The organism is Shewanella eurypsychrophilus (assembly GCF_007004545.3).
In the GTDB taxonomy this organism is placed as follows: Bacteria; Pseudomonadota; Gammaproteobacteria; order Enterobacterales; family Shewanellaceae; genus Shewanella; species Shewanella eurypsychrophilus.
This window is the reverse complement of sequence record NZ_CP045503.2, coordinates 2,080,512-2,105,290: the sequence shown is the minus strand read 5'-3', so window position 1 is coordinate 2,105,290 and position 24,779 is coordinate 2,080,512. Positions and strand designations below refer to the sequence as shown.

At 44.4% G+C, this 24,779-nt stretch carries 21 protein-coding genes and 1 pseudogene; 12 read left to right on the top strand and 10 right to left on the bottom strand.

Annotation, left to right across the window (positions count from 1 at the left end; genetic code table 11):
• Positions 1-313: 313 nt before the first annotated feature.
• Both yedE and yedF read left to right on the top strand, forming a co-directional pair.
• Positions 314-1,555 carry a selenium metabolism membrane protein YedE/FdhT gene (gene yedE / locus FM038_RS08830; protein ID WP_142870359.1) on the top strand — a complete coding sequence of 414 codons (1,242 nt, stop codon included), beginning with the start codon at positions 314-316 and terminating at the stop codon, positions 1,553-1,555.
• A complete protein-coding gene (yedF, locus tag FM038_RS08825) occupies positions 1,552-1,815 on the top strand; it encodes a sulfurtransferase-like selenium metabolism protein YedF (protein ID WP_142870357.1) in 264 nt (87 codons plus the stop codon). The genes yedE and yedF overlap by 4 nt, the downstream gene beginning before the upstream one ends.
• Before the next feature lie 125 nt (positions 1,816-1,940).
• Here the strand turns inward: yedF and FM038_RS08820 are convergent, their stop codons facing one another.
• A complete protein-coding gene (locus FM038_RS08820) occupies positions 1,941-4,010 on the bottom strand; it encodes a S9 family peptidase (protein ID WP_142870355.1) in 2,070 nt (689 codons plus the stop codon).
• Between the two features lie 285 nt (positions 4,011-4,295).
• Between FM038_RS08820 and FM038_RS08815 the strand changes: the two genes are divergently transcribed.
• Positions 4,296-4,673, top strand: a complete 378-nt coding sequence (locus FM038_RS08815; protein ID WP_142870353.1) for a hypothetical protein — start codon at positions 4,296-4,298, stop codon at positions 4,671-4,673.
• 30 nt (positions 4,674-4,703) lie between these two features.
• Here the strand turns inward: FM038_RS08815 and FM038_RS08810 are convergent, their stop codons facing one another.
• From FM038_RS08810 to FM038_RS08785, 6 genes are all read right to left on the bottom strand, one after another.
• The gene (locus tag FM038_RS08810; RefSeq protein ID WP_142870351.1) at positions 4,704-5,300 is read right to left on the bottom strand and encodes an ATP-binding cassette domain-containing protein; all 597 of its coding nucleotides are present in this window, start codon (positions 5,298-5,300) and stop codon (positions 4,704-4,706) included.
• A gap of 69 nt (positions 5,301-5,369) precedes the next feature.
• The gene (locus tag FM038_RS08805; RefSeq protein ID WP_195873231.1) at positions 5,370-6,137 is read right to left on the bottom strand and encodes an ATP-binding cassette domain-containing protein; all 768 of its coding nucleotides are present in this window, start codon (positions 6,135-6,137) and stop codon (positions 5,370-5,372) included.
• On the bottom strand, positions 6,130-6,351 hold the full coding sequence (locus tag FM038_RS08800; protein WP_142870350.1) for a hypothetical protein: 222 nt from the start codon (positions 6,349-6,351) through the stop codon (positions 6,130-6,132). Before FM038_RS08800 ends, FM038_RS08805 begins: the two co-directional genes overlap by 8 nt.
• Positions 6,344-7,234, bottom strand: coding sequence for an ABC transporter permease (locus tag FM038_RS08795; protein ID WP_223293030.1), 891 nt, complete (start codon positions 7,232-7,234; stop codon positions 6,344-6,346). The genes FM038_RS08800 and FM038_RS08795 overlap by 8 nt, the downstream gene beginning before the upstream one ends.
• 56 nt (positions 7,235-7,290) lie before the next feature.
• Positions 7,291-8,277 (bottom strand): ABC transporter permease, encoded by a 987-nt coding sequence (locus FM038_RS08790; RefSeq protein WP_223293029.1) that lies wholly within the window; start codon positions 8,275-8,277, stop codon positions 7,291-7,293.
• Positions 8,268-9,866, bottom strand: coding sequence for an ABC transporter substrate-binding protein (locus FM038_RS08785; protein WP_142870348.1), 1,599 nt, complete (start codon positions 9,864-9,866; stop codon positions 8,268-8,270). Before FM038_RS08785 ends, FM038_RS08790 begins: the two co-directional genes overlap by 10 nt.
• 196 nt (positions 9,867-10,062) lie before the next feature.
• On the opposite strand from FM038_RS08785, the gene nikR reads away from it, so the two are divergent.
• From nikR to hypA, 8 genes and pseudogenes are all read left to right on the top strand, one after another.
• The gene (nikR, locus tag FM038_RS08780; protein ID WP_142870346.1) at positions 10,063-10,473 is read left to right on the top strand and encodes a nickel-responsive transcriptional regulator NikR; all 411 of its coding nucleotides are present in this window, start codon (positions 10,063-10,065) and stop codon (positions 10,471-10,473) included.
• Between the two features lie 252 nt (positions 10,474-10,725).
• On the top strand, positions 10,726-12,642 hold the full coding sequence (locus FM038_RS08775; RefSeq protein WP_142870344.1) for a TonB-dependent receptor plug domain-containing protein: 1,917 nt from the start codon (positions 10,726-10,728) through the stop codon (positions 12,640-12,642).
• Positions 12,643-12,830: 188 nt separating this feature from the next.
• Complete coding sequence (hypF, locus tag FM038_RS08770; RefSeq protein WP_195873230.1) at positions 12,831-15,170, top strand: carbamoyltransferase HypF; 2,340 nt, start codon at positions 12,831-12,833, stop codon at positions 15,168-15,170.
• Between the two features lie 151 nt (positions 15,171-15,321).
• A complete protein-coding gene (gene hypB, locus FM038_RS08765; RefSeq protein WP_142870343.1) occupies positions 15,322-16,077 on the top strand; it encodes a hydrogenase nickel incorporation protein HypB in 756 nt (251 codons plus the stop codon).
• Positions 16,077-16,316 carry a HypC/HybG/HupF family hydrogenase formation chaperone gene (locus FM038_RS08760; RefSeq protein ID WP_142870341.1) on the top strand — a complete coding sequence of 80 codons (240 nt, stop codon included), beginning with the start codon at positions 16,077-16,079 and terminating at the stop codon, positions 16,314-16,316. Before hypB ends, FM038_RS08760 begins: the two co-directional genes overlap by 1 nt.
• Before the next feature lie 10 nt (positions 16,317-16,326).
• Positions 16,327-17,454 carry a hydrogenase formation protein HypD gene (gene hypD / locus FM038_RS08755; RefSeq protein WP_142870338.1) on the top strand — a complete coding sequence of 376 codons (1,128 nt, stop codon included), beginning with the start codon at positions 16,327-16,329 and terminating at the stop codon, positions 17,452-17,454.
• Between the two features lie 48 nt (positions 17,455-17,502).
• On the top strand, positions 17,503-18,558 hold the full coding sequence (gene hypE, locus FM038_RS08750; RefSeq protein ID WP_142870336.1) for a hydrogenase expression/formation protein HypE: 1,056 nt from the start codon (positions 17,503-17,505) through the stop codon (positions 18,556-18,558).
• A 142-nt stretch (positions 18,559-18,700) separates the two neighbouring features.
• Positions 18,701-19,051: pseudogene (hypA, locus tag FM038_RS08745) on the top strand (hydrogenase/urease nickel incorporation protein HypA); the annotation flags it as partial.
• 219 nt (positions 19,052-19,270) lie between these two features.
• Here hypA and FM038_RS08740 read toward each other — a convergent pair.
• Positions 19,271-20,470, bottom strand: a complete 1,200-nt coding sequence (locus FM038_RS08740) for a cation:proton antiporter (protein ID WP_142870332.1) — start codon at positions 20,468-20,470, stop codon at positions 19,271-19,273.
• 128 nt (positions 20,471-20,598) lie between these two features.
• Here FM038_RS08740 and FM038_RS08735 point away from each other — a divergent pair, with 128 nt between their 5' ends.
• Positions 20,599-21,462, top strand: a complete 864-nt coding sequence (locus FM038_RS08735) for a universal stress protein (RefSeq protein WP_142870330.1) — start codon at positions 20,599-20,601, stop codon at positions 21,460-21,462.
• 161 nt (positions 21,463-21,623) lie between these two features.
• Here the strand turns inward: FM038_RS08735 and fdhD are convergent, their stop codons facing one another.
• Together fdhD and FM038_RS08725 are read right to left on the bottom strand one after the other, a co-directional pair.
• Complete coding sequence (fdhD, locus tag FM038_RS08730; RefSeq protein WP_195873229.1) at positions 21,624-22,472, bottom strand: formate dehydrogenase accessory sulfurtransferase FdhD; 849 nt, start codon at positions 22,470-22,472, stop codon at positions 21,624-21,626.
• A gap of 78 nt (positions 22,473-22,550) precedes the next feature.
• Positions 22,551-24,668: a sigma 54-interacting transcriptional regulator gene (locus FM038_RS08725; protein WP_142872882.1), complete on the bottom strand. Its 2,118-nt coding sequence runs from the start codon at positions 24,666-24,668 to the stop codon at positions 22,551-22,553.
• Between the last annotated feature and the right edge of the window lie 111 nt (positions 24,669-24,779).

The window sequence follows — 24,779 nt, the reverse complement described above, 5'->3', positions numbered from 1 at the left end:
CATATAATCTGATGCAAGTAAACTGACTGCGATTCATTTGCATCCCAGTGACATCAATTTAAAATAATAAGAAAATCTCAGCCTAGATCCCCTCGATCATTCAAGATATTTCTCATTATACCAATAGTATTAATACCGATTGGTATCAATCACCCAATGACAGCGGCTATAAAGGCTGTTTCCGGGAAACGATCTCATACAGGCCTTTTGTCAGACAGAGAAAAAATAGGAGAGCTATTCCAAACTTTGACAATCGCGCTTGGTAATTTTCGCTATATCTATTTTTATAGATCTAACAAATTTGAGGTCAACTATGTGGCAAGCATTTAAACAGCAATACCTAATAAAATTTTGGTCTCCAACCCCGGCAGTGATTGCCATGGGAGTGTTATCTGTTTACTTTTTCGGTTTAACAGGCTCAACTTGGGCGGTGACAGGTGAGTTTACCCGTTGGGGCGGTCATCTATTACAGCTGCTCGGCTTCGAGCCAGAGAAGTGGCAGTATTTTCAACTTATCAAGCTTCAAGGTACACCGCTGGACCGCGTCGGTGGCGTGATGATAATGGGGATGTTCTCCGGCTGCTTTGCCGCAGCTCTTTGGGCTAATAATGTAAAACTACGCATGCCACAGAACCGAATAAGGATAATGCAAGCCCTGATTGGCGGCATAATCGCAGGCTTTGGTGCGCGCCTTGCTATGGGGTGCAACTTAGGTGCTCTGTTTACCGGTATCCCACAGTTCTCACTCCATGCTTGGTTCTTTCTGATCGCCACCGCTGTAGGTTCCTATTTTGGTGCTAAAGTGTGTTTATTACCATTTTTCAAATCGCCAATCAAGCTAACAAAAGTCACTAAATCGACCCAACTTGATCAAAATAGCAGCCGTACTCGAAGTCGCTTCATCTTAGGCATGCTTATCTTCTTCGGCGCCCTCGTCTGCGCCTTGTTCCTGATGTTTGACTCTCCTCGTCTTGGTTTTGCTCTGCTATTTGGTATTGCCTTTGGCTTGCTTATCGAGCGAGCTCAAATCTGTTTCACCTCAGCTTTTCGCGATATGTGGATCACTGGCCGCACCCATATGGCTAAAGCGATAATTCTTGGCATGGCCATCAGTGCGATTGGTATCTTTAGCTACCTGCAATTGGGCATGTCACCCAAAATTTTATGGGCTGGCCCTAATGCCGTTATCGGTGGTCTGCTATTTGGGTTTGGCATAGTGATCGCCGGCGGCTGTGAAACTGGCTGGATGTACCGCGCTGTCGAGGGACAAGTTCACTTTTGGTGGGTAGGTGCCGGTAATATTATTGGTGCAACTGTGCTGGCGTATTTATGGGATGATATCGCCACACCTTTGGCAACCAGTTGGGATAAAGTCAATCTGCTTACTGAGTTTGGCGATATTGGCGGACTACTACTGACCTATCTAATGTTGGCTCTCAGTTTCGCCTTTATGCTTTTTTGGGAAAGACGCTTCTTCACTAAACGCGCGCAAGCCATCAATAGTTCAGCTGAAACAAATAATACTTCCGCCATTCTGTCTAAGGAGAGTGTATGACAAATCATGAAATAAAAGATGTTAGCCTTGAGGCTATCACCCCGGACTATAACTTAGAGATATTTGGTGAATCTTGCCCCTACCCTGCGGTGGCCACGCTTGAAGCGATGGCAACACTTAACAAGGGGGAGATATTAGAGGTGGTGACCGATTGCGGGCAATCTATCAATAATATTCCACCAGATGCACAGAATCATGGTTATACCATGCTCCTCATCGAACAGAATGGCCCTCATATTCGTTATCTGATTAAACGTTAGTTTATTACTCTTCACATAAATGTTAAGTGACAAATAGAAACGCCTGAGCATGCTCAGGCGTTTTTTATTAGCTAATGCAAATTACCAATCGATATAGATATCAATATCTGCTCACTCAACGAGAGTTAAGCGTCCTTCTTGATAGCCTCAAGATTGGCTTTATGCTCTAGCTCGTTGGCTGGCATCTCTTTACCATCATTTTTCAGGTAGTGATCCATCCAGCGCATTAGACGAAGATGATAGTCATATTGAGCCGCCGCTTTACGGTTACCATGACCTTCACCTGGGTAGTAGACTAGACGTACCACTTTGCCCTGCACCTTCATGTAGCGGTAAAGCTCCATAGATTGTGCTGGGTGAACACGGGGATCGTCTTTACCATGCATAATCAGTAGTGGTGTTTCAGATTGACCCGCCCAGTAGATAGGACTGCGCTCAAGATACCACTGCCACTTATCCCAAGGGTAAGAGCGAGCGTGAACTAGGTGCATCTCATTAGAGATATCTGTGGTACCAAATTTCGAAAGCTGGTTAGTCACACCGACAAACATCACGCTGGCCGCAAAATGCTTAGTCAGTTTAGTTGCCGCCCAAGCCGATGCATAGCCGCCGTATGAACCACCAGTAATACCCACTTTTTTGGTATCAACAAGGCCCATATCAACAAGGTGATCTTTAAACTCGACTAAATCATCAAACTCTTTGCCAGCATAATCATTCTGACCCAGCTTTGAGTAATCCACACCCTTACCTGTACTACCACGGTAGTTAGGGTAGAACACCGCATAACCTTGCGTTGCACCTAGCTGACCAGGACGTGAGTAGTTAGTCAACCAACCATCTTTATCGTGACTCTCAGGTCCACCATGGACAGACATGATAAGTGGGTAACGTTGACCCTCTTTATAGTCGAGTGGGTAGATAAGTACGCCACCAATCTCAACACCATCTTTGGCTTTAAAGGAGATAGATTCCTGCTTAGCAAAACGCTTGTCATCGAGCCAAGTGTTCGAGTTACTCAAGCGCGTTGCTTTATGCTTGCTGCCACGAAGCATATACACTTCATTTGGATGCTTGGCAGTGTTAGCGCGCACTGCAATGGTCTTGTCAGAATCTGAGATACTGAGCTGTGAAGCGATAAACTTACCAGGCTTAACAACAGTCTTATAGTCAGTGTTTCCAGGCTTGATTAAGCCAACGACGGAGTCGGTATCGATATTGGTGATAAAGTAGAGCTCATTCTTATCATTTTTCCACTCAAAATCACTCACGTGACCTAAGTGATTTGGCAACCACTCACTCACCTTACCTGTTTTAGTTTCTGCAAGATACAGACGACCAGCAGCAGGGTCATGCTTATCTTCAGCCCCTAAAATGGCCACATATTTGCCATCATGAGACAGCTCAGCATCACCTAGCTTTCCTTCAGTGATAAATGAGGTAAGTATCTTCTGTGTGGCAGCAGTAACGACATGCCACTGAGACTTCATGTACTTATCATCGATCAGTGCTGTAGGCTGCGTCTTAACCAGCAGTTGCTCACCATTAGCTGACCACTGTACATCTGAGACATAATCTTCGATGTTCCAAGCAACTGGGGACAGAGGCTTATCACTCACCGCTAGATCAACAACAAAAAGCTGCTTATTAGTCAGGTTCTCTTCATAAACTTCGGCCATAAAGCCAAGTTTCTTAAGCTCTTTTACACTTTTATCTTTAGCAGGTTTTGCTATTAACGCTATCTGCTTACCATCCTTGCTAAGGGCGTAATTGGCAACATCAGTCTCTTTTAGCTCAAGGGTCTTTTGCGCCTGACCACCATCAAATGGGATCTGGTACAGTGCAGTATGCTTATCTTCGCCCATCTTAGCGAGGAAGTAGATTAAGCTACCATCAACAGACCATTGAATATTATTAATCGTCACTTGACCGGTAATATAGGGACGCTCGACTCCTTTATCATCAACAAGGTAAAGCTCAGCCCAATGGAGTCCGTTCTCCTCTTTGTAGATTTCACGAGGGACGTAACGGGTAAAGGCAACATTGTCACCTGATGGGCTCACTTGTGCTTGGGCGACTTGCTGTAGGCCTATCACCTCTTCAGCAGTGAGGTTATTGCTTGCTGTAGCAGTAAAGCTAAACAGGCCCAGCGACAAGGTCACTGCATGTTTAACAGCATTCAACTGTCTCTTCATATTGTGTGTTAACTCCAATTTGTTAATTCTCTTGTTATTGTTATCTTGTTGTTCTCGCCAATCATGAGCGCAGCATTATAGATTCATCGGTAATAAAACGGAAACAAATCCCGAGAAGAATTAACCTTATAAGCGTTCACTATGAATAGAGCCTTAAAACGGGTCATAAATACTCACTTTTATAGATATTTCTGTCATCACTTTGCAAGAACGCTCATCATTTACCCATATTATTTTTTCTGATAGTTTATCGACTTAAGGGCCTAAAATGACGTGAAGGGAATCATGAATAATATTTTACTGAAACTGCAAGAGTACAAACAGAAGAATGGTTTAGAGCATACTCAATACACGATAAAATATGACAATCAACAAGCGATTCAATCGATCTCTTTTCGGCTCTCTTTACTTCTCGGGAAAATATCTTTTAAACGGGATATTGCTAAGCAAGAGATAACGGTTAAAGATGGTCAATTTATCATGTATCTTTTATCATTTTGGCTCATAGCGACTGGTGTTTGGCTATCAATGAAAGTTGATGTTGAAACACTTCATCGTTTATCTGCAGGTCTTGCAAATATTACTTTAGGGCTTGTGGCACTGGTACTGTCTATCACTAGAGAGATAAAAATTAACGCGCTTAAACGCTTTCTGTTTGAGTAGAGAGAATCAATACTCTCTATTATCGCTAGCTTATTCCCAGTAGATAATGTTATCGCAAACCTGTGATAACAGATCCTCATCATGAGAGATAATCAGCAGCGCCAGATTTCTCTCTTTTGCATACTGACCCAGTGATTGCCAAATCTGCTGCTGCGTTAACATATCGAGGTGCGCAGTTATCTCATCACAAATCAGATATTGGGTACTCTCAATAAGTGCCCGCAGAATATTGATCCTTTGTAGCTGGCCTCCCGACACCTGAGAAGGTCGTCTATCTAACCAGCTTGGCTCTATGGCAAATTGTGCTAACAGCGGTTGATACCCTTGCCCTCTCCAACTCTCTTCGAGTGACTCACGGAGTGTCAGTCTTGGATTAAACGCAAATTCAGGCTGCTGAAAAATCCATTGAACTGGATTGGCTACGCCAGATTGCTTGGCTGGAAGTACTAGTTCACCACCTGTTAACGGCTCAATGCCAGCTAACACCTTGGCAAGTGATGATTTTCCAAGGCCACTAGGGCCAAATAATCCAATACTTTGCCCAGGTAAAAGTGCAAGATCAGGGAATTGAATCCCCGCCGGTTCACCAGAGCCATAGGAGAGATAACCGTTACTTAACTTCAACATACCGCTCTCCTATCGATGCCACATGAAAAGTAACGATGTCGCTTACTAATATCAAAGCACACATAGAAGCTAGGCAACCTCAGCATACTCAACCCTCTCCTTGTGCCAATTGGCGGGAATTGCCTGCCAAAGTGCCAGTGTATAGGGGTGACTCATACCAGATATAATCTTATCTGGCGTGGTTCTATCGACAAGCTGCCCCTCTTGTAAAACTAAAATTTCATCAGCCACTGAGAGAAGTTGTTTTAAATTATGGCTGATCACCAACACCCCTCTGCCCTCTTGCTTTGCAAGATAGCCAAGATGAGCATAAAGCGCCTGAGCACTCTGATAATCTAGGCCACAGCAAGGTTCATCGGCTAAAATGTAATCGGTCTGCTGCCAGCTAGCCTGAGCCAATAGTGCTTTTTTAGCCATACCCCCCGACAGTTGATGAGGATAACAACGGCCAATCTGTTTATTGATCAACTGAGTGTTTTGATTCTGGATCATCGTTTTAGTCGATTTAGCTTTCCGCTGTGTCGTCAGTTTGGCTCGACGAAGAAGCTGAGTCATCACAGTACGGAGTGGGTCTAGCACCGTCGCCGACTGCGCCGCTAATGCAACTGAAGCTGCTAAACCGTCTGAGTCACCTGAGTTGTCTGAGCAAAAAGTCACATTACCGCCACGAGTGAATCCCTTAGGGATATCACCAAGAATGGCCGAAGCGAGTAAGCTTTTACCGCTGCCACTGGCACCAATCACGCCCACTATTTTGCCCAGATTAAGCTCAAAGCTAATAGGAGAGAGTAAATTCACCTCATCTGATTGTATCGATAACTTCTCTACACTAAGCATCTTTTACTCCGGCTGTTATTACGGGACTTGCTGCGACTTTGATACAGGGCTGCACATCAGATTTCACTTTACTATTAGTGCTTGTCGTTGCTGTTTGCGGGCCTTCACGGACAATATTAAGCACACTATGTTTACCCAGATTAAGCGCAAAGCTAATAGGAGAGAGTAAATTCACCTCATCTGATTGTATTGATAACTTATCTACATTAAGCACCTTTTACTCCGGCTGCTATTACGGGCTTTACTGCTACTTTGATACAGGGCTGCAGATCAGGTTTTACTTTACGATTAGTGCTTGTCGTTGCTGTTTGCGGGCCCTCACGGACAATTTTAAGCACACAATTGGCCAGATAGGAGAGCATCAACAAGCTAATGAGCAATAATCCCCCCGGACATAGCGCTAACCACCACATCCCCGTTAATAAGTACTGACTCGCTTGAGAGAGCAATGCCCCCATAGAGGGGGTCGATGGGTCTAAGCCAAAGCCTAAAAAGGTCAATGCCGCCATATGCGTCAACGCATGGGGAAATAGTAGCAAGGCTCCGACAAACCACTGAGGCAATACGTGGGGCAACATATGTCGCTTTATAATGACCAATGGAGAGTGACCAAACTGCTTGGCTAACTGAAAGTATGGGGTGTTCGCTATCGCCTGCATCTCAAATCTAAGTAGACGCGTTAATCTGGGCCAATGGCTCAATGCTATCGCCATCACTAACCCCTGTTGGTCGCCACCAAACACCAAGGCGAGTAGGATAAGCAGTAGAAGATGAGGCAGTGACATAAACAGATCCACCAGCAGGTCTACGCTCCAACGAAAGTACCTATTCACTAACGCTAGCATCGCCATCATCAATGCTATGGTGCAGCTTAATATCACCGCCATGCCGCCAATATAAAAACTACTGACCAAAGCTTTTAAACTGCGACTAAAGAGATCGCGACCCAGCCAGTCGGTGCCAAACAGATAAGTAAGACTCGGCGCCATATTCTTATTGAGCAGGTTTATCTCGGTTCCCGATGAAGGCCAGAAAAAGGCACTGAGCAGCAGTAATAAAAGAGAACAGCCAATCGCTACAGCACCCTTTTGTGACAAAAATCGCTCCACTGATGAGCTCCGCCAGGTATTTACTTTGGCTAGGTGGCAATCATTCACTTTGACTCTCCAGCAAGCAGGTATTTTGATAAGCCGTTAGCGATTAAATTACCGCAAAAAACCAACAAAGCCGAGATCAAGGTACACCCCATTAAAAGCGCCGTGTCATTGGCAAGGCCTGCCTTGACGATGCTGGCACCAAGACCTGGAAAGTTAAACACTGTTTCAGCTAAAATAGAGCCACCAAATAGCTCAGCAAAACTGGCAAAGTGCAGCACAATTGCCGGCAGTACGCTGTTTTTAAGCACATGAAAGCTCACCACCTGGCGTTTACTGTCCCCATGCAAATGTGAATAAACCACATAATCACTATTGAGCACGTCAATCACCTTCTCACGGGTATGCAAAATAATCGGCGCCATATGCACTAGCGCGAGTGTCATCACCGGCAGCAACAGATGCTGGCTCATACTCCAAAATGATTGTTCTTCAAAGCGCATTCCAATGGGCGCGGCGCAGCAGACAGGGGTAAGACTAAGAGCAACAGAAAACAGACTAATAAGCAGCATGCCTAACCAAAATGAGGGGATACACGCTAGTAGCCAAGCTGATTGGTTAATCACTCTATCTACAAATCGCCCCTGAAACAGCCCGGCTAATAAGCCTAAGAGGTAACCCATAAATAGTGAAGCAAGCCAACTAAGACCAATCAATAGCAGAGACAGAGGCAGCTTATCTTTAATAATTTCAGAGACACTCTGTTGATAGAGGTTGGAGTAGCCTAAATTACCGCTGATCAGCTCATTAAACCAATGCAAAAACTGCTGCGCGACACTCTGGTCAAGCCCAAGCTGCACGGTTAATTCTGCCTTTTGCTGGGCTGAAACTGAATATAGATTCCCCCCCAGATAAGCATTGATGGGGTCAAGTGGAGACCAAGAGAGCAACAAGTAAGCCAATAAGATAACCAGCACAAGTTGCAACATTAATCTTACTGTCGCCGAAGCGAAACTTGAAGATAGCCACTTTGTCATCAATGACATATCCATCGCCATTGGCTGATGTTATTGGCTAAAGGCCAGCCATGTCCATGAGGCTCAATGCCTGGTTCACCAAGATCTAAACAGGGAGAGGCTGCATATAAATGCTTTAAATTCACCAGCCAGCTCCAGGGACGATCTTTACTGATTAACCGCTGCGCTTCTTGCCAATAGGGGAGTGAGCTTTCCCACGTCAGGGCGTGCTGGGCATCATCGAGGGCTTTGTCGACACTAAGGTTACTGTAATAACCCGCGTTAAAGTACTCAACACCACGATACTGGCTGTGGTGTACGTACCTCACCTCAGATGCGCTATGGCTACCAAAGCCAAACAGTACCGGTTGACTATGCATATGTTTGTATATGTTTTCCCAGCTTTCGCCTCTTGGGGTGATATGAATACCTAATGGCTTCACCATCTGGGCGACGGTCAGTGCCAGTTGCTCTCGAATGCTGTCTCCAGCGAGGTAGTAGAGTGAAAACTCAGCCTTTAGCCCCTGTTTTTGACGAACGTCATCCGTCAGCTTCCAGCCAGCATTATCGAGTAACTGTTTAGCTCGAGAGAGCTTTTCACTTGAGGCTACCTTTTTATCAAACACTGGTTTATTAAGTGCTGCTTTATCAAGTACAGGATTCTCAAGTACAGGATTATCAAGTGAGAGGTTAACGCCCCACGGTAGGCCATCGGAGATGGAAAAAGCAGGCGTAGCATGACCATCAAGCAGTTGGTTGACCAAAATATCGCGATCGATTGCCATGTCGACAGCCGTTCTTATTACCAGCTCGGAGGTGACATCATTGCCAATATCCCCTTTCGCTTTAACCATAGGCCAAGCAATACCACGGTTATCGACACTGTCGATACTCCATAATTTAAAACCAGCAGGAAGTAGATTTGCATAACGAGGGGCAACGGCAGCTAATTGAAGTTGACCTGCCATGAGGCGGGAGTATCGGCTCTCCTCATCGCTAAAGACAATGGTCAACTGCTCAAATGCTGGTTTATCACCGTAATAATGGGGGTTGAGTGCTAACAGTAGTTGCTGGCCTCTATCCCAACGGACAAATTGATAGGGACCAGAGCCGATAGGATGTTGACCATAACCTTTCGCGTAAATATGTTTAGGTACGATGGCAATATTGATAAAGTTATCAATAAAGTTAATATCGGGATGCTTTAATATAAATGTTAAAGCTGTCGACGACTGAACAATCACCTTATCTAAATTGGTCAGATCATGGATGGATGCTGACGCTTTAGCTTTATCAAATGTAAATTTAATATCATCGCTGGTTAACGCTTCTCCGTCGCTAAATAAGAGGCCACTTTTAAGCTTTACCGTCCACGTTACTTTATCTTTTGACAATTCCCAGTCACTGGCAAGGTCGGCAGTGATATCTAATTCACTATTTCGTTTTATTAAAGAGGATTGAAACAGCGGATTATTATATTTACCCCATCCATATATAGGATCGAAACCACTATCAGGCTCTTTACCGAGTGCAATCGTTAAAGAGTTCGGCTGTGCAATCGATGAGTGACTCATTAATGATAAGTAAAACATACAAAAAACAACAATTATCGCTTTCATAAACCGAGGTGCCAAATTGTAAGTATGGTCAGTAATACTACTTTTCGATTCGTAATACTACAAGCAACATAAACAAGGAAAGTACTAAAACAGTCATGATTTTTAGACTTGTATGATAAAGATCACTATCTAAAAAACCTGTTGGGATAACATGTACAACAACCTTTATTACCAGCTGCTTATTTAGCGAGTTATCATGTCAGACGAAACCATAAGATTTACTGTCTCCCTACCAGAGTCACTCTTTAAAGAAATTGAGTTAGATCAAAAAGATCGAGGCTATCAGTCACGCTCTGAATATATTAGAGATCTGTTTAGAGACAGAATTGTCGATAAGCAATGGAACAACAGTAAAGATGATGTTGTTGGCGTATTGACCTTAGTATTTGATCATCACCAAAAAGGGCTTGCCGAGAAGTTAATTGAGATACAACATAATGATTTTATTCATGTCCTTTGTAGTACTCATGTACATGTCGATCACCACAACTGCCTAGAAACTATCATCATTAAAGGTCAAGCATCCGCCGTTAATGAGATAGCCAATAAGATATCCTCACTCAAAGGTGTCAAGGTCGCACGCTTAAGTAGAGCAGGAATAGTATAAATCAGATGTAATTAAAACCCTGTTAAAAATAAAGTACTACAACTCAATATAGCCCCACTATTATAAACAGGGCCCCTCTCCCTATTGAACTAAACACGTAAAACCGTTCAGTAATACTTTTATTAAAAAGGTAATACTGAATTAAAAAACAATGATCAAGATCTCATCATTATTAAATTACAACCCTATAATCCCTAAAAAACATCATTACCTTTACAAAATAAAAACAGAGAACGTAAAAAGGAATAATAAATGTCACTTAAGCAAATGGGATTAGCGGTAAGTTTATTATGCATGGTTAATGTATCATCCGCCGATGATATAGAGCGAATATCGGTTCATGGTATTCAATTTGAAAATGATGGTACTAATAAAAACGTCACTTTAGGCAGTGATATGACTGTGATTAGCAGTGACATGATTGTGCAAGCTGGCAGTATCGATATCAATAAAATATTAACTCAATTTGTACCTGGGCTTTTCGCTAATGGGCGCGCTGGGCGTCATACCGATACCGACTACTCACTTCAAGGGAGTCGTCCTCAAGATATTTTATGGCTAGTCGATGGCAACAGACTCAATAATCGACTCTATGGCTCAACTTATACCGATACCATAAACCCGATGATGATTGAGCGGATTGAAGTAATAAAAGGTGGCCAAGGTGTCATCTATGGCTCAGATGCGATTGCTGGTGTGATCAATATTATTACTAAGCAATATCAAGGTCACGACCAAGGCGAAGTGTCAATGTCAGTAGACTCGCTTCCAAGCTATGATGCTGGTGCTTTTGTCAGCGCTGAAGTTGACAACTTTCAATACACTTTAAGTGCCAGCACAAGCCAATCAGAGGGCTATCAAATATGGCCTAATGAGGAGTATTCCCCGACTGCGGCACTCGATAAGACGAGAGGCTATCAGATGAATAACTTCAGTGGCAAGCTCAACTGGCAGGCAAATGATCAACATAGCCTGACCCTTTTTACTCAAGTTAATATGGGCAACTTAGAACGTCCCCTCGCCTATAACGCAATCTTAAGTGAAAACGATAGAGAGCAGATACTTTCTCACCTAGATTGGCAATATCAAGCCAATGACCAACTGCTCTTGCAAACCAAGATCCACTATCAAGAGTGGGATTCACACTACAGTGAGATCACAAAGGATGAGCAGGGAAATATCGATGTCCCCTACTGGGATGCCTACTGGGGCTTTAAAGATATCGGTGCGACTATTTCGGCAAACTACCAGACAACATCGGGTTCTCAATGGATCGCAGGGGCTGAATTTCAGCAATATGAGGGTGCTGATGAGGTGATGGAGTTTGTGGCTGAAAAAGATGATAACTACGCGGCCTACGTCCAGTACCAACCTCACTTCGACGCCCTCCCCAATACAGGCCTGTCAGTTGGCGTTAGATTTAATCGGCTTTCAGATAGCGATCAGCAATGGGTTGGATCTTTGGGCATGACCCATGAAATTGATAATCAATGGCAAGTCAGAGGCTCTATAGGTAATGGTTATCGACAAGCAACGGTTTATGAGCTGCAATCTCAAGTGGGCACCTTAGGCAATCCAGAACTTGAGTCAGAAACCAGCCAAAACATCAACTTAGGTCTTACTTTCCAAGGAGATACTCACATCACACTGGATGCATTTTGGCGCAATGTCGACAACTTGATTGAAGCAACTGACCTAGGAAACGCCGTTTGGCAATATAACAATGTATCAGGCAACGTACTTAGCTACGGGGCAGACGTCCATCTCGTCACTAACTTCACCCAGGCGCTAGAATTTGAGTTCAGTGCCGGTTATGCCAATGCCACAAGGGAAGATACTGGTGAGCAGATCAACCGTGTCCCCGAGTTTACCGGTTTTAGTAAGCTTAACTATCAAAGCAGTGATGCACTCAATTTCTGGTTCAGTGGCAAATATGTTGGCGAATTTCTCGATTACGGTTTAACCGCGGGCGACTATGTACTGGCCAGTGCTGGTGCACAATACTGGTTAACTGGCGCACAGGATCAGCAGTTATCGCTCACCATAGATAACCTTTTTGATAGTGAGATAACCCAAAGTATCTTTAAGCATGGACACCGCGCCGAATATCCTATCGAAACCTTAGGCGCACCGCGCACATTCCAGATGCAATACCGATACCTGTTCTAGGCATAGATAGCGACATTAAACAATATCAGCCCAATGGGAGCATTCAAAAATACGATGGAGCTCCCATAAATCAAAATTCAGTTAAACGCTTCACAACAGCTTGACCTAGCCCTAAGAATTTATAACTTGCAGCTGTCAGGATAATAAATAATACCTCTATATATGTATAAGGCTTTGGGTTGCTACTTATGGTTAATGATCAAAAACAAAGCGTAAATACACAAAACTCTGATATTCAAAGAGTCAGACTATTCATTAACGGCATAGTACAAGGTGTTGGTTTTAGGCCTTTTGTCTATCGATATGCCCTGCAAAATAAGCTAACTGGCACTGTGCTTAATGATAGCCAAGGGGTGACGATTGAGCTTCAAGGTCTGGAAAATCAGCTAACATCATTTATTAGCCAACTGAAGAACTCACCTCCGCCATTAGCACGAATTGACCTCTTTGAAGAACTATATATTCCTGTCAATCCCAATTGCAGCGAGTTTAAGATCATTGAAAGTCAGCAGCAATCTCAAGCCATTGTTATCGTTCCTACGGATAAAAGTAGCTGCTCGGAGTGTAATAATGAGGTGCTAGATCCGAGTAATCGCCACTATCAATACCCGTTTACTAACTGCACCAATTGTGGCCCAAGATACACCTTAATCAAGGCGCTGCCCTATGATAGAAAGCAGACCTCAATGGGAAGTTTCACCATGTGCAAAACCTGTGGTGTTAGCTATAAAGATCCCCTAGATAGAAGGTATCATGCTCAACCCGTAAGCTGTCCAGAGTGTGGACCTCAGTTGGTTCTCACCTTGCAAGATGGCCAAGCACTAGCCCATAAAGAGCAAGCGCTAACTGAATGTATCGAACGATTAGAGTCTGGTGAAATACTGGCCATTAAAGGCTTAGGTGGGTTTCATCTGGTCTGCGATGCTGCAAATACTGATGCAGTGGCAAAATTACGAGTGCGTAAAAATCGGCCTGCAAAACCTTTTGCCGTGATGGTCCCCTCTATTGAGATGGCAAAAATGCTGGTCACAGGGTGTGAGGAGGAGTGGCAGTTGCTGCAGTCCCAAGAGCGTCCTATCACCTTGATGAATAAACGCCTGGATAATAACACTCTCATCTGTGAACGTGTTGCGCCAGATATCGACAAACTTGGGCTATTTCTCCCCTATACCCCACTGCATCAGCTACTGCTTAGCAGATTAAACCGGCCCATCGTTGCCACCAGTGCCAACCGCAGTGGTGAGCCCATCATCACCTGCGCCAAAGAGATACAGTCTCAGCTCAATGGTGTCGTCGATGCTATATTGGATCACAACCGAGAGATAATAAACGCCTGTGATGACAGTGTCGTACAGGTCATAGGTAAAGAGACGCAAGTGCTGCGTCTAGCAAGAGGCTATGCTCCAATGAGCTTGCCTCTGAAGCAAACTCTGCCCGAAACAGTATTAGCCGTAGGGGCTCAACAAAAAAACACCATCGCATTTGGTTTTAACCGCAGCCTATTTATCAGTCCCCATATTGGCGATCTCTTTAGCCTAGAAGCCGAAAGCTACTTTGAGTCCACCATAGACACCTTTAAGGCTCTGTATCAGCTAGCGCCACAAACCTTAGTGCACGATATGCACCCGGACTATGCAGCCAGTAGGTGGTGCCATCGCTATCAAGTGCGCCATCCAAACACCAAGCGGATCGACATCCAGCACCACTTCGCCCACGTACTGAGTGTGATGGCGGCAAACCGTTACACCAAGCCAGTTCTAGGCTTCAGCTTCGACGGCACCGGGCTGGGTGATGATGGCAACTTATGGGGCAGTGAGGCGATGATTGCCAGTCCTAAGGGCTATGAACCATTGGCCCAGTTGGCGCCCTTTAAGTTAATTGGTGGTGAGCAGGCGATAAAAGATCCCAGACGCGTACTGCTGGCCCTACTGCTGATGCAGTATGATCTTGAGCAGATAACAGCGATGCAGCTTCCCGCCTTGGAAAAGCTCTCTACTGTGCAACTCACTAATTTAACTAAATTATGGCAAAGCCCGAATCACGGTCTTAAAACCAGCTCAGCGGGGAGGCTGTTCGATGGGGTCGCAGCGGCATTAGGCTTAATAGAAACGACCCAATTTGAGGGGCAAGCTGGCATGCTGATTGAGACGGCGGCTAATCGCTTAACCTCAACGCCCGAGCTGTTCACTCTCACGTTAGTCGACAAACAGTGGCAAAGTGGCGAGCTGATGGCGCAGATTGTTAAGGCTATTATCAGCCAGCCATTAACGGAGCAGAGGATAAGCCAAATTTCAGCAGGATTCCTACAGGCCCTAGCCACTGCCATCACTCAATTAGCCGATAAATATCCGGACTTACCGATTGTACTCTGCGGCGGCGTTTTTCAAAACCGCTATCTAAATGAGTATTGCCAATCCCAGCTACAACAACGAAATCACCAGGTGTTATCACCAGGTCTCGTTCCCATTAATGATGGTGGGATCGCACTGGGACAACTCTGGTATGCAATTTGTCGCGGTGGCCAATAAATTACGAGAACAAGTTCACAAAACACCTTGATATCACATAATTTAATGACTAATCCTGTACAAACTAGACACATATCAAAAACCCGATTTTGGTTTTAGTTAACACTCAGTCATTAGGTGAAAAAATAGATAATAATAATGGAGTAATAACATGTGTAAAGATTGCGGCTGTTCACTAACTCGCTCAGGGGATGGTCACCACCATGATGCTATCCACAGTAACCCTCAGCTAAATGATGCCAAAACGCTTTCGGTTATTCATAAGATCTTAGATAAGAATGATATAGAGGCGCAGCACAACCGCGACCACTTTGAACAAAGTGGAGTTACCGCCTTTAACCTAATGAGTAGCCCAGGTAGTGGTAAGACTGCTCTGCTAGAGCACTTACATGAGCACACCTCACTCAATTATGCTGTTATCGAGGGCGATCTTGAGACATCACGAGATGCTGATCGCCTCAAAGCAAAAGGCATTGACGCTTTTCAGATCCAAACCGGCTCGGCCTGTCACCTCGACGCCTTTATGGTGCACGGCGCACTGCACAATGTCGACCTAAAGCCACTGGACATCTGCTTTATAGAAAATGTCGGTAACTTAGTCTGCCCTGCGAGTTACGATGTCGGCGCTCATAAAAATATCGTGCTGGTCTCTATCCCTGAAGGCGATGACAAGGTAGAAAAATACCCGGTGATGTTCCGCCGTGCAGATTTAGTGATAATCAGTAAGTGCGACCTTCTCCCTCACTTTGATTTTGATATTAGTGATGCAAAAAAGCATATCTTAAGGCTTAACCCTGATGCCGCTATTATCGAAGTCTCAACCAAATCACCTGAATCACTGCAAGCTGTATCACACTGGCTGAAAGAGAATCAAATACCAGTCACACAAACAAGTGAGGTGAACTAATGTGCCTGTCTATTCCCTCAAAAATTGTTGAACTACACCCAGAAGAGACAAGCATCACCGTCGATACCATGGGGGTTAAACGTAAGGTCAGTTGTCACCTTATTGTTGAGCCACTGGCACTTGATGACTATGTACTCATACATATTGGCTTTGCCATGAACAAGATAGATAAAGCCGATGCACTAGAAACTCTCGAACTCTATAAAGAGATCGCCCAAAAGATGGAATCAGAGATCTAGGAGTAAAGTGATGCTTGAACTAAAACAGTTATACCAAGGTTTCAGGGACCCAGAAACCATCGCCAACCTTGCAAAACAGATAGCGCAGCAAGCGGCCAAAGTCGATGGTGACATTCGTATTATGGAAGTATGCGGTGGTCATACACACACCATCATGAAGTACGGGCTCAATCAACTGCTACCTGGCAATATCGATTTTATTCATGGCCCAGGTTGCCCTGTCTGTATTATGCCCAAAGAGCGTATTGACCATGCAATTGCCATGGCCAACCAGGACAATGTGATCTTAGTGACCCTGGGCGATATGATCCGCGTTCCGGGCTCAAAAGGCACGCTGGCTCAGTGCAGAGCTAATGGCCGTGATATCCGCCCCATCTATGACCCATTAGATACCATCAAAATCGCCACCGAAAACCCAGATAAAACAGTGGTATTTTTTGCTATCGGCTTTGAAACATCAACGCCAATGACTGCGGTCTTGATAGAGCAAGCTGAAAAGTTAGCCATCAGCAACCTCTATTTCCATATCAACCATGTGCTGGTGCCCCCAGCAATCGATGCAGTAATGGCCGACCCTAATGTGAAGGTCAACGCCTTTATCGGTCCTGCGCATGTGAGTGTGATCCAGGGCAGCGAGATATACCGTCCAGCTGTTGATAACTATGGCACTCCCGTTGTGGTTTCAGGCTTTGAACCCGTCGATGTGATGGAATCAATCCTGCGGATCACCACCCAAAAAGCACAAAATATTGCCAAACTCGATAATCAGTACAGCCGCTCTGTGACGCCTGAAGGTAATCTGGCAGCCAAAGCTGTCATCGACAAATATCTCTGTATACGCCCCGAATTTCGCTGGCGCGGTCTAGGTCCAATCCCCAACTCCGCACTCATGCTAAGGGAAGAATTTTCTCACCGAGATGCAGAGCTACATTTCGCTTCGATACTGCCCACTGAGGAGATAGAAGATCATAAAGCCTGTCAGTGTGGTGATATTCTTCGCGGACTTTGCAAACCCAAAGATTGTAAAGTCTTTGGCCGCGGTTGTACCCCTGAATCTCCCATGGGCAGTTGTATGGTCAGCTCTGAAGGCGCTTGTAACGCTTATTATCGCTATAACGGCATCAATGACGAGCTATAAACGCAAGCCAAAATGTGACCAGTCAAAAAATTAGATATGAGTACTAACATGACAGAAAGCAAACGCAAAAAGCAGATCCAGCTTAGCCATGGCGGTGGTGGCAAAGAGATGAACAAGCTGATTAAAGAGCTGTTCTTCAAAGCCTTCGATAACCCCATCCTTACAAACGAGGAGGATGCTGCACGTCTTGTGCTTAAAGGGCCTACAGCCTTTACCACCGACTCCTTCACTGTTGCGCCGCTGTTCTTCGCCGGCGGTGATATCGGCAAGCTCGCCATTGCTGGCACAGTCAACGACTTGGCCATGATGGCAGCGCGGCCTGAGTACCTAAGCTGCAGCTTTATCATCGAAGAGGGTTTCGAGCTAGACAAGCTTAAAACCATTGTAAATTCAATGGCCAGCGAGATGAAAAAGAGCGGCGCTAAAATAGTCTGCGGCGATACTAAAGTTGTCCCTAAGGGCTGCGCCGATGGCATCTTTATCAATACTTCAGGTATCGGTGAGATCTTACAAGACGGTATCTCAATCAAGAACATTCAAGCAGGCGATGCGATCATCGTCTCTCGGGATATTGGCCGCCACGGCGCCGCTATCTTGATGGCACGTGAGGGGCTAACGCTTGAGTCTGATCTCACCAGTGATTGCGCCACACTTTGGCCTATCGTTGATGCACTTATTAGCGCTCAAATACCACTGCATGCCATGCGTGATGCGACTCGTGGTGGAATTTCTGCGGTGCTTAATGAGTGGGCTGTCGGCTCAAATGTTGAGATCAGCATTAATGAAGTCGATCTTCCCGTTGCAGACGAGGTAAAAGGCCTGTGTGAACTCTATGGTTTTGAGCCCCTCGATCTTGCTAACGAAGGCACCTTTGTCATCGCCCTACCCCAAGAATATGCCAATAAGGCTGTTGAGATTATCAAGCTGCATCAAGGTGCCCACAGCGGAAGTGAAAGTGCCGATAGCGGCTTTATAGGAGAGCAGGCAGCGATTATCGGCACTGTAGGCACTGAACGCGCGGGTAAGGTCATTCTCAAGACGCCATGGGGCAGCAGTCGTTACCTCGATCTGCCGCAGGGTGAGCTGTTACCTAGGATCTGTTAAGTCAAAGGTCATTACCTTTATGCAAGTGACTGGAACAGGCTCCTCCGCCATAGGTCGAGCCAATGACCAATAAAGGATCTGCTGAAGGCATGGCGATATAGTCATCCTCTTGATTTAACTATTTTAAATAAAGGAACTACTGATGCATGAATACTCGATTGTATTAGCCCTTATAGAGCAATGTGAAAAACACGCGGCTGAGCATCAGGCTAATAGCGTCAAGCGCGTCTCTATTAAGGTTGGCGTGTTGAGCGGAGTTGAGCCCGAGCTATTAAAGAGTGCTTTTGATACCTTCAAGCTTGATGGGATTTGTAAAGAGGCCGAGCTTGAGATGCATGTCCAACCGCTGGTGCTGCATTGCCGTGACTGTGATATACAACAGGAAATCACCGAGTACAACATCCTCTGCCCCGATTGCAGGGGCAACAATACTAAGGTACTCGATGGTGAGGATATGTATCTGATGCAGCTGGAAGTTGGCCCTAAGGATGAGAATGAGAAGGTTGCTGTTAAAGATGAAGATGAACCCGTCAATAGTGCTGAGGAACTGATTTAGTAAGTGATTTATAGTTTGTTCCCAACGGTAAATAATCGATGATAGATACCTATCATCGATAAAACCCTGTGTCTCAATGCAAGGGCACAGTGCTCTCACTAAACTAAGTGTGATTATCCAAAAAACCTAATTTCATCTTCATCAAATGCCTCACACTCACTGACTCTTAACATGCTTATTCAAGCTCCACTTCAACAGCAGTGGACCGATTAAGGTGGTGATGGCGATGATAACCACAAGCTCGGTAAACAATTTACTGTCGATAATCTCCATTCTGCGGCCTAATTCGGCAAACACTAAGCCCACTTCGCCGCGGGGCACCATGGCACTGCCAACCACCAGTTTGGTTTGCCAGTTTCCCCCCGCAAGCCAGCCCGCTACCAGTTTACTGATAATGGCCAACAGAGATAACCACAGCAATATCAAGATCCCACTAGCACTGAAATCTAGCTGGCTTAAATCTAAGCTAATACCGACATAGACAAAAAATATTGGTGCAAACACATCCACCAAAGCTTTTGTCGACCGCTCCATTTTGTGGGTAAAGGCGAAGGGGTTAACTAAATAACGGTTAAAGGGTGAGATAAATTGCCGGCTAAGCGCTAAACCAACGGCGAAACCGCCCAGTAGTGCAGGCGCGCCAAACAGGTGGGCCAGCCAAGCAAAAAAACAGATTAAAATCATCGCGATGATGACTTCATAGCCAGAGCTGTCATTCACAGGCTTAAGTGCTCTAGCTAGGTAGAGTAGCGCACGGGCAAATGGGGGGGTAAATATCAAAAACAGCAGCACTTTAGCTATCAGTAACAAGGTGCTGGTAACATCAAGTGCACCATGACTGGCAAAGTTAAACAGCACACTGAGCAATATCACCCCTACCACATCATCGATAACCGCCGCGCCCAAGATAATGTTACCTACTGTGGTTTGTCCTTGTTTGGCTTGAACCAGCACACGTAATGAAATCCCTATGCTAGTGGCGGTTAATGCACAACCTAGATAGACAGCGGTAAATACCGAATCAGTAAGATAGTAAGCACTAGTTAAACCCATCACAATAGCTGGGACAACTATGCCTAACACAGCAACGCTCACGGCGCGGCCACCAGCTTGATAGAGTCGCTTAATGGATGTTTCGCAACCAATGGAAAACAGCAGTAAGATCACCCCTAATTCGGCCATAACCGCTAAGGTCGGGTGAGGAGCAACAAGATTAAGCAAGGTTGGGCCTAACAGGAGGCCGGCAAGGATCTCACCGACCACGGCAGGCATTGCTAATCGTTCGAATAAAATGCCGAAAACTTTGCCACAAAAAAGGATTAAGCATAACGAGATAATAAACAGGTCTACCGCCATATTCGCCTCGTAACAACTGCTAGCGCTGATTGAATATTGAGCGCTTTTATGATGAAGATCAAGGAGTAAATTTAGCTATTTGATATGGTAAATTTAGGTTCATTTTATGCACATTTAGGGAGATGACCATGAAAAAACTATTTATCATTTCACAGAAGGATCAGCAGCAAACAGATGCAATAAAAGCAGGCGTTCTGTTAGCTAACCAGCTAGATTTACTCCCCGAAATTGCCGCCTACAGCTATGAGTCATTCAGTGGAGATGCATACTATAATCCCCGCATTGCCGCTGCTGTACGGGCACAAGTATTAGCCGATGATACTGCCTATATTCAGCAGCAACTGAGTGATTTAGCTGCAAATCATGTTCCCTTTAACAGCATGTGGTGCAAAAGCTTATTTGAACATGCCTGCGGATATGCTCAGCCTGATGAATACGCCATGATAGTAAAGTCGATTCATGAATCGGCGCACTTTCTCCCCATGGATTGGCAGCTTATTCGCCATACAAAAGTCCCGTTAATGTTACTGAGCAATAACCCCCTTAATCGTGCAAAAACAATTTTAATGGCAGTGGATTTAGGCAGTAATAACGCAGCGAAGCAAGCACTGAATAAAGCCGTCATCACGCAAGCCAATAAGCTGGCTGCCGCTACAGGTTATGAACTGCACCTTGGCTTTGTGATCCGCTTGCCTAAAATATTGCGGGATATGGATCTGGTGAATAGCCGAACCTTGATTAAAGAAGCCTATAAAAGACATAGTCAGGAGCTTAATCAGTTAGGCTTAGACAAAGACAGTGTACATATTGTCGCTGGAGACGCAGACATGTGCCTCTTTGAATTAAGTTGCCGATTAAAGGCGCAATATTTAGTCATGGGAGCTCGCCAGAGACAAGGCATAATGGGTCACGTTATCGGTAATACCTCTGAGTCTATTTTATCGCGGATCCGCAGCAATGTACTCGTGGTGCCTCAGCATTCTGAGGACTGAAACTGAGCGCAGAGCTGCGTTCAAAGCTTACCCATCAGTCTGCGTGCACTTAATTTGTATGCAGAAAATAGTGGTTAATCATGCCTAAACCACTATTTAAGGATAGCAGTAGCGCGACTCCCCTATCGCGCCAGTTTTAAAATACCGTTTTACAGTTTGATTTACGTCACCAGCTCAAGTGAAGCAACAGGATGTTCGATACGGCCAATGTGACTGTAAATATTGGCTCTACCTGGTCGACAAAAACCGATAAGAGTTAGATTATTTTCCTTGGCAAGTGTCACCGCCATTTCTGTTGCGGCGGAGATGGCAAGCAGTACCTCAACCCCTGCGGTGATCGTTTTTTGCACCATCTCATAACTAGCACGGCTGGTCACTAAAATGACGCCGCCAGTCAGTTTATTGCTGGCGATATAACCGATTAACTTATCAAGCGCAATATGACGCCCCACATCCTCTCTGATCGCTAACAACTCACCAGAAGTACTGACATATGCCGCCGCGTGAGTCGCACCCGTTAATGCATTGAGCTGTTGATGTTGATTAAGTTGCTCTAGGGCAATATCAATATGCTCGACATGAAAGCTAAGAGTAAACGCTAGCTTGCTCAGTGGTTTTTCGAAGCGTTCCAAGCTCTCAGTTCCACAGATCCCACAGCCGGTTCTGCCTACCAGATTGCGCCTATGATTTTTAAGCTTGCTCAGACAACGATTAGCAAGTTCAATATGAAGCTCAATGCCATTACAGCTACGAACCACCTCAATATCGTGAATATCGTGATAGTGCTCAATAATCCCTTCGGTCAATGAGAACCCCACAGCGAGCTCCTCCAGATCATCGCTAGTGCACATCAGAACAACATGGGAGATGCCGTTATAAATGAGTGCTATCGGTGTCTCGACAACCAGCAAATCAGTCTCTAATTTATAGTTTGCATGTTTACGGTATTGATGTACGCAGTTGGGGTTGATCACTCCAGTCTGCTGCTCTGAGTCATTCGTCGCTAACATAGCTTATCCAGCCCCTTAATAAGTGAAAATGTTCAAATCGATATTGATGAACCGTTCAGATATTAAGAGGCGATAGCGTTAACTGACGTTAGCGTAACTTCTCGATGAGATCCCCAAGCGTTGCATTCTCGACAATAAAGTCGTTCTTTTTAGCCCTAAGCGGACTGCCGCCCCTTTAGGACCTGCAACTATGCCATTAGTCTCTTTTAAAATCTGAATGATATGTTCTCTTTCAATATCAACTTCGGTTTGTACTTCCTGAGGTGAAACTAAATGAGTCTCCTCCTCTAACGGATTAAAGCTGCTGCAGTTTTCAACCGGCAACAAGGCTTTTAATTCATTAGCTGGCAAATTAAGCACCTTGCCACTGGTTAAGATCACTGCCCGCTCAATCACATTTCTTAGCTCTCTGATATTGCCCAGCCAAGGCAAGAGCGATAATAGCCTCAGAGTTTCCGAGGAGATATTAGTGATATTTTTATTCATCTTGGCTGAGATCTCTTTAACAAAGTGTTTTGCTAAGAGCGCAATATCTTCTCTTCGTTCACGTAATGGCGGTAAAACTATCGGGAAAACATTTAGCCTGTAATAGAGATCTCCCCTAAACTCCTTATTATTAACCATCTCGAATAGATCACAATTGGTGGCTGCAATTAGCCTCACATCAACAGGGATCAATTGGTGTTTACCTACCCGTTCAAACTCACTCTCTTGCAATACTCGAAGTAATTTAGGTTGTAACTCGAGTGGCATATCACCCACTTCATCAAGAAAAAAGCTCCCTTTATCTGCTTTCTCAAAACGGCCAATACGCTGGCTTAATGCACCGGTAAATGCGCCCTTCTCATGGCCAAAAAGATCGCTCTCAAACAAGCCTGCTGGCACCGAGGCACAATTCATTTTTACCATCTCATTGTTTTTTCGCTGGCTCAATTCATGAACCGCTTTGGCAATGAGCTCCTTTCCTGTGCCCGTTTCTCCTAGAATTAATACGGTGCAATCACTCTGCGCCACCATCTGAACCTTTTTAAGCACTTCACTCATCGCACTGCTTTTATAAATGATTTCGCTAAAAGCTTGATTGGCCTTAATATCGCTGTCGATCTCTAAGGTCTCACTGGCTTCGGTTACTGCTGAAATTTCCTGATTAAGATGAAAATTATTAAGTCCCATTGCCGCGCGTGCAGCCACTTGTATTAACAGTTCTAAATCACAGTTATTGAAATAATCTCGATCGCTGTGGCAAAACTTTATCGCGCCTAACATGTGCCCACGAAAAATAAGGGGTAACACACATGCTGAACTTAATCCTTTCTCTATTATCTCTTCACAGTACTTATATTTATTTTTATAACGAATAAGATCATTGAAACCAATTAATAATGGCGACCTGTTTTTTATCACCATTTGTGCCGGCGTATCGATTAAACTTATTTTTCTTTCTTGATAAATATTATCAACATTATTAACTGCTGATACATCATGACATAAAAGCTGTTCTGAACTTGCATCAATAGACATCAAACTGAGATGTTCAATATTGAAATACTTTTTAAGATGTAGATGCAGAGTCTTTGAAAGATCTTTAAGCGATCTTTGGCTGATCACAGCATTGGTAATGTCGACTAATACCTTAGAACTCTCGCGCTCACATCGAAGTTGTAGCACTTTGCTATGAGATTGCTCCTTCTCAAGCACATTTTCTAATGAGATGGCGATAATTATTGTCAGCTGTTTGAGTTTTTTTAGCCGCTCATCATCAAATTCATTAACCCGTTCACTGAGATACTCAACAGCACCAATCAAGCCATTATCTGATATTAGAGGTTGGCGACAGTATGAAGCTAACCTCATGTACATTTTATTATTTTCTAGACGAGGGTACTCACAAAAAAATGATTCTCGGTCTAATATATCAATCTGCTCTCTCCCTTGCTTAAAGGGTCCTATTAATATTTTTTCACAGCGTTGAAACTCAGGCTCTATATAAAAAAGAACATTTTTATCATCATGATAATCATTTATTAAAATATTTATATTTTTTAGTTGTATGAACTCAAAATCATAATGATTCAACTGAGTAATAAATGATGAAATATTTTTTACTGATAATAGCTCTTGGGCTACATCCAAAAAAATTGGATCCCATTCAGCAGTAATTTCCTCCATCAAAGGTACAGACTGTATTCTTAACATCGCTTCCCCATTCTGGTGTTAACTGCTTAAATAAAGTATATAAAATCAGTTTATTTTCACAGTGATAGAGATCGTAATCTCCCCACTCGTCAATGGAATACAGTGATGCCA